Origin of the sequence: Protofrankia sp. Cr1 (assembly GCF_963555865.1) — a bacterium.
In the GTDB taxonomy this organism is placed as follows: Bacteria; Actinomycetota; Actinomycetes; order Frankiales; family Frankiaceae; genus Protofrankia.
Genome location: NZ_CAUVXO010000311.1, coordinates 1 through 5,946 on the forward strand (window position 1 = coordinate 1; position 5,946 = coordinate 5,946).

Below are 5,946 nucleotides of genomic sequence, written 5' to 3' on the forward strand. Positions count from 1 at the left end.
CGGTGTTGGCTTGGAACGCCACCTCGAACCCGCCGCCCGACAGGCCGGTGATACTCGGACTGGTGCCGGGCATCATTCCCAGGCCCCGGTCGCTGTTGTCGGCGTTACCGACCGTCCACAGGTTGCCGGTGTTGGCTTGAAACGCCACCTCGAACCCGCCGCCCGACAGGCCCGTGATACTCGGGCTGGTGCCCGACATCATGCCCAAACCCCAGTCTTTCCAGCCGGCGTCACCGACCGTCCACAGATTGCCGGTGTTGGCCTGGAAGGCCATCTCGAGCCCGCCGCCCGACAGGCCGGTGATACTCGGACTGGTGCCCGGCATCATGCCCAAACCCAAGTCCGTGCCGTCATTCCACAGGTTGCCGGTGTTGGCCTGGAACGCAAACCCCACCTGCGGCTGCGGCCCACCCCCACCACCGCTGTCTCCGTCGGCGGACGCCGGCGCGCCCACCACGACCGATCCGACCGCCGCGAGTACCGCGACCACCGTAGCGGCGCAGGCACGCCGAAAGCTGCTCACGCTGACCTCCAACACCGGCGACGGCGACCCGACGGCCGCCGACAAGCGATGATCGACTCGACCTTTCCGGATGGTAATGGGGAATCGCCGAAACCGGTGACGGTCGAACAACCCCAATTCTTCGCCGACGGCCCGGCGCGTCGGGGGTCCGAGCCAGGGCCTCGTCAAAGTCGAGTGACGGGCTGTAACTGTTTGAGGTGCTGTCCGGGGGCGGGAAGGTCTGAACGCGTCGGCTGGGGTGGCTGCTGGGGGCGTGGAGATGGGTCTGTCGTCGGTGACATCAGGTGGACATCTGCGGCGCGTTGGGCCGCCGGGATGAGGAGCCGTCGCTGCTGGCGACCCTGACAGTGGCCGTGGCCTGTGGGGCGAAGGCGATCTGAGCCGGCGGCGGCGATGGCTGGCCGCTTCGACATAGACGATGTCGAACCCCCGCCGGCCCGAAATGAGCTCCGTCCGGATCGCCGGCCGCCGGAGGACCGTGACCCCCCGAACGGTCAGCCGGACAGCCCGGTCAACGATCGGCCGGAGGTCGAAGCGCGGCCAGGCCGAGCGGATCGGGCTGCCGGCCCGCACCCCTGACGGACGGCGTGGTCGACGGTCGGGCGGAGGGTGGTACGTACGCGAGCACCTTCGTCCCCGGTCTGTTCACCGCACTGTCCGCCTGAGCGCCGGCTTCAGATTTTTCTGGATGGAGGTGCCCGTGGAGCCGGTCGGTCATCCGTTGACCGACGAGGTGATGACCTTTGCCGGGGAGGCAGATCCTTTGAACGCGGCGTGACGTCAGTCGGCATCGGCGCGCTGTTCGCCAAGGCCACCGCCTTCCTGGTCGGCGGGCTGGCCCTACCACTCGGGTTCGGCGCCTGGGCGCTCGTCAACCGGCAGCGCAAGCGCCGTGACGAGGTCAACCGGGCCCGGGGCGACGCCCGCCGCTACGTCAACCAGGTCATCGCCGAAATTCGAGACGGCCACGGGTCTGCTTCAGCGGAACACAAGCGGAACCTGGAAGCCGCCGAGGAGGAACTGGCCCGCAAACGCGCCACCGTGCAGAAGGAGATCGACACCCTCACCGGACTTACCGGCCGGGCCGACGCCCTGACCGCCCAACTCGCCGTCCTCCAGTGACCCCACACACGATGCGGTTCGCCCAGGCCAGGCCAGGCCAGGCCCGCGAGCCGCGCCTGGGCAGACAGATCGGTGCCGACCGACCAGCCAGGGTGATCGAGTGGGACGGCGAGGACGGCGCGCCCGACCCGTTCATCGACCCCTTCGCGCAGGAGCACACCGCGGATCTGTCCGACCCGTTCAACGACGACGGATGGGACAACGGCCCCGGCGGCGGACTTCCTGCCGACTGAGAAAGCGCACACAACCCGCGGCCCGCAAGGGAGAGACCGATCACTAAGACCGCGACTGGCCACTCTCCGTGGGCCCTTAGGGTAGCTGGCGGGGCATCAGCGGGGCTCTGGGACGGTGCTGGCGATCCGGCGAACCTGATCGCGGCTACTTCAGACTGGCCAACCCTGACCTGGGCCGCGCTTGCTGGCCGGCATTGGATGCGCAGTACTTGTCGGACTTGGTCTGGTATCTCCACAGCCTTCCGTTGGGCTACGATTCGGGGGTGCGGGACGGAGCGAGGCCGTCGCGCCCGGCGTGCCGGTCGCGGCGGTCCCGGCTGCTCGACCGACCTGGCATGGTGGCGCGAGTTCCGCGTCCTGAGCAGCCCCGGGCCGGCCCCGCGGAGCGGCAACTGGTCCACTTGGCGCTGCGCTTCGGGTCATTTTGTCGGGTGGTGGTCACGGTCGGTTGCGGCGCGCTCGGGCTGGTCGTCGTTCCCCACGGTCGACTCACGCCCGCCGTCGCGTGCGTGGTTGTCGTCGCCGGGTGGACCTGCGTCTACGCGGCGGCGATGGTGCGAGGACGGAGGCGATGGCCCGTTGCCGCCGACGTGGTGATCCTCGGCCTCGCTGGCCTGGCCCAGAGCTGGACCGTTCCGCGGCAGGCGATGTTCGACGGCTCCAGCTGGCTATTGGCGGTGGTGTCGATGGCGGCTGTCACCTATCAGTGGCAGGTGCCGCCGGTGGCCGGGGCCGCCGCCACGTTCCCCCTGGTCGCCGGGTATGCGGTCGGGGCCGGGATGGCGTCGGGTGGGCAGGGGCTCGGCTGGCTTCCGATCGCCTTGTGGATCCTCGCCGAGGCGGCCTTGTCCCGCGGGTTCTTCCTGCTGGTCCGTCACGGCGGGCGAGTGTCGGACCGAACCCTCGCGCGGCGCGAGCAGGCCCGATGGGCAAGCGCGCTGAGTCGCGCGCGCCGGGACGACGAGCGCGAGCAGTTGGCGGCGTTGCACGACACAGCGGCGGCGACGCTCCTGATGGTCGGCACCGGCGCGGTTCCCGCGTGGCAGCCGTGGCTCGCCGTCCGCGCCAACCGTGATCTCGAGGTCCTCGGCCTGTCAGCCGCCGCGACGACGACCGGCGAGGTCGACCTGGCCGACCTGCTGGCCGACGTCGCGACAGAGGTCAGCGAGATGAGCACGGTGACCGGCCCGGCGGGCCGGCTCACCGTTCGTCACCCATCGCTGCCCAGCCTCAAGCTGCCACCCGGCCCGGCCGGGGCGATCCGCGACAGCGTCCGGGAGGCGCTGTGCAACGTCGTGCGGCATGCCAGGACGAGCGAGGCGACGTTGTCGGTCGTGCGCGACGACGGGCTGATCGTGGTCGAGGTGCGAGACGCCGGCCGAGGCTTCATCGCCGATCGGGTGCCGGCGCATCGGTGGGGCGTTACCGAGTCCATCACGGCCCGGATGGCCCGGATCGGCGGCCGGGCGCGGGTCGACTCGTCGCCGGGGGCCGGTACCGTCGTCCGGCTGGAGTGGAGCGATGACTGATCCGGCGTCCGTGCTGATCGCCGACCGGTTCCAGCGCGGCCTGCGGCTCGCCGCGTTCGGGGTCTTGGCGACGGTCTTGTTCGGCTGGCACCTGCCGGTCCTGGTGGCCTCGGTCCAGGTTTACCGGCCGCTGTCGGTCGAGCTTTCGTCCTTTCTGATCGTGGCGGCCGTCGTGGTGGTGATGGGTGTCCAGGTGGCGCGGGCCCGGCCGTGGGGGCGGTTGCGGTGGCCGCTGTTCGCTGTGGTGTCCGCGGCCTCGGTCGCGGCGACAGTGGCGGTCCCCCGGGGCGAACTCATCGGTTCCGTGCACTGGTCGTGGGAGATCTTCGGCTGGTTCGCGGTCCTGCTCCTGCTGGACCTGCCGGTGTGGGCGCTGGTGCTCTCTCTGGCGGCCAATTTGGCGTTTACCGCGACGGCGGTGGCGTTCGTCGACGGTGTCCAGCGCCGCAGCCTCGTCGGCCTGGCCATCGGCACGTTGGCCATCGCCGGTTGGCAGGTGGCGGCGTCCGCGGCGGCGGGGGCGTTGCGGCGGACGGCGACCGCGACCGCCCAGATCGCCGCGGAGGAGGAACAGCTGCGAACGGCGGAGCTCGTCGCTGAGCAGTTGCACCGCGACCGGCAGGTCCGGTATGCGGCGATCGCCGCCACGACCGGCCCGCTGCTCACCGGTCTGAGCACCGGGGAGTTGGATCCCGCCGACCGGGACGTACGGCGGGCGTGCATGATCGAAGCGGCTCGGATGCGACGGCTGTTCGCTGAGAGCGACGATCACGCCGACCCATTGGAGCATGAGGTGCTCGCCTGCGTCGAGATCGCCGAACGGCGTGGCGTCGCGATTCATATCGACGTCCGGGGTGTCCTGCCGGCGCTACCGATCCCGGTGCGCCGTGCCCTGACCGAACCCGCGATCAGGGCCCTGGCCGAGGCGTCATCCTCCGCTCGCGTCACGATTGCCGGCGATGACGACCGGGTTGTCCTCAGCGTCGTGGCGGCCGGCGTGGGTGACGCGGCCGGCGCGGCCGGCGCGGCCGGGACCGCCGGCGCCGAGCCGGCCGAGTCACCCACGCCGGGTTCCGTCCGCGTCACCTGGATGGCCCAGGGCAGCGTGGCCTGGATGGAGGCCACCTGGACCCGGGCAGGCACCTGTGGACCCTGACGAGGTGATCCGGATTGTCGCCGTCGACGATCACCCCGCGGTCCTGGCCGGCGTCACGGTCTGGTGCGCGGCCGCCGACCCGCCGATCGAGCTCGTCGCGGCGGGTGCAGACCCGGCCGTCGCCTGGGCCGAACCTGGTCGAAATGCCTCGGTGGTGGTCCTCGACCTGCAACTCGGGGGCGCTCTGCCGGCGTTCGCCGAGCTCCAACGGTTCGTGGACGCCGGTCGCCAGGTGGTCGTCTACTCGATGCGCGAGGACAGTCGGACGGCACTGATCTGCCTGGAGGTGGGTGCCTTCACTTATCTGACGAAGGCCGAGGGCCATATTCATCTTGTCGCGGCGATCCACGCGGCGGCGGCCCGGCGGCCCTACGTCTCACCGTCGCTGGCCGGGGCCCTGGGCACGGACACCCGAAAGAGTCGGCCCACGCTGACGCCCCGCGAACGTGACGTCATGCTGCTGTGGTTCCACTGCGAATCGAAGGACATGGTCGCGAAGAAGCTGGGCCTGTCGGCGCGAACTGTCGCCGGATACATCGACCGGGTGAGAATCAAGTACGCCAACGCGGGGCGCGTCGCGCCGACCAAGGCCGCCCTCGTCGCGCGCGCCATCCAGGACGGGCTCATCAGCCTCGAAGACCTCTGAGGGTTCCACCGAGAGGCCACCGGCGGGGTTTTGACGACCCTGGATGAAGGTCGTTCAGCCGTCACCGGCCGCATTGATCCTCCCCTACCATCCGCGACGGCGGAACGGTCATCGCCGAGGCGTGGAGGGACCCTAGCCTCGATCTTTTGTGTGGCTGGTGGGTGAGGTTCGGTGATCGCCCGCCTCCGTTTTTGATGTTGAGTTGTGGCGTCCGGTCGTGACTGGGTGCCCTGCTGTCACGTGGGGTGGGCGCCGGTCCACGGCCGGTGGTCTTTCGGGTTGTCGGGGCGGCGGGGTTGGTGGGCTACCCGGGGTTCGGTAGCGCGCGCAGGACGGTCAGGGCATAGCCAATCTCGTTATCCTCAAGCCAGGCCCGGAGCTCCGGGGAGCGGCCGTAGACCTCGTCGCCGGCGACCCAGCCCAGCTGGGGATGGGCCTCCTGGAACCGGCGGACCATGACCAGCGCCAGCTCCGTCTTCGTCGCGCATGCGACATCGTCCGGGATCCCCGCATCCCTGCACCGTTCCCGGTCGTCCGTCCACTTCTCCGGCAGATACAGCTCGCGGTCGACATACGCCCGCCCCCGGCCGGACGCATAGACGGCGAAGACACCCACCTGACAATTCTCGAACCGCCCCGCGGTCCCGCTGTACTGACGTTGGACGCCCGCCGATCGGCGTCCTTTCTTGATGAATCCCGTCTCGTCCAAGACGAGCACTCCGTCGGGCTCGAACAGG

General features: G+C 70.2%; 5 protein-coding genes and 2 pseudogenes. 5 read left to right on the top strand and 2 right to left on the bottom strand.

The annotated features are described in order from the left end of the window. A pseudogene (locus U9980_RS19945) lies at window positions 1–394 on the bottom strand (hypothetical protein); the annotation flags it as partial. A gap of 903 nt (window positions 395–1,297) precedes the next feature. Between U9980_RS19945 and U9980_RS19950 the strand changes: the two are divergent. The 5 genes from U9980_RS19950 to U9980_RS19970 all read left to right on the top strand — a co-directional run bounded on the left by U9980_RS19950 (window position 1,298) and on the right by U9980_RS19970 (window position 5,209). After that, the gene (locus U9980_RS19950; protein ID WP_322769307.1) at window positions 1,298–1,645 is read left to right on the top strand and encodes a hypothetical protein; all 348 of its coding nucleotides are present in this window, start codon (window positions 1,298–1,300) and stop codon (window positions 1,643–1,645) included. Continuing rightward, window positions 1,642–1,878 carry a hypothetical protein gene (locus U9980_RS19955; protein ID WP_322769308.1) on the top strand — a complete coding sequence of 79 codons (237 nt, stop codon included), beginning with the start codon at window positions 1,642–1,644 and terminating at the stop codon, window positions 1,876–1,878. Before U9980_RS19950 ends, U9980_RS19955 begins: the two co-directional genes overlap by 4 nt. A 335-nt stretch (window positions 1,879–2,213) precedes the next feature. Then, a complete protein-coding gene (locus U9980_RS19960; RefSeq protein WP_322769309.1) occupies window positions 2,214–3,407 on the top strand; it encodes a sensor histidine kinase in 1,194 nt (397 codons plus the stop codon). Next, window positions 3,400–4,563: a hypothetical protein gene (locus U9980_RS19965; RefSeq protein ID WP_322769310.1), complete on the top strand. Its 1,164-nt coding sequence runs from the start codon at window positions 3,400–3,402 to the stop codon at window positions 4,561–4,563. The genes U9980_RS19960 and U9980_RS19965 overlap by 8 nt, the downstream gene beginning before the upstream one ends. After that, a complete protein-coding gene (locus U9980_RS19970; RefSeq protein ID WP_322769311.1) occupies window positions 4,553–5,209 on the top strand; it encodes a DNA-binding response regulator in 657 nt (218 codons plus the stop codon). Before U9980_RS19965 ends, U9980_RS19970 begins: the two co-directional genes overlap by 11 nt. A 331-nt stretch (window positions 5,210–5,540) precedes the next feature. On the opposite strand, the pseudogene U9980_RS19975 reads toward U9980_RS19970, so the two are convergent. Further along, window positions 5,541–5,946, bottom strand: a pseudogene (locus U9980_RS19975) (transposase); the annotation flags it as partial.

Excerpts from the sequence above, each read along its gene's own strand:
- U9980_RS19960 (WP_322769309.1), top strand. The coding sequence starts at position 2,214 with ATGGTGGCGCGAGTTCCGCGTCCTGAGCAGCCCCGGGCCGGCCCCGCG.
- U9980_RS19965 (WP_322769310.1), top strand. The coding sequence starts at position 3,400 with ATGACTGATCCGGCGTCCGTGCTGATCGCCGACCGGTTCCAGCGCGGC.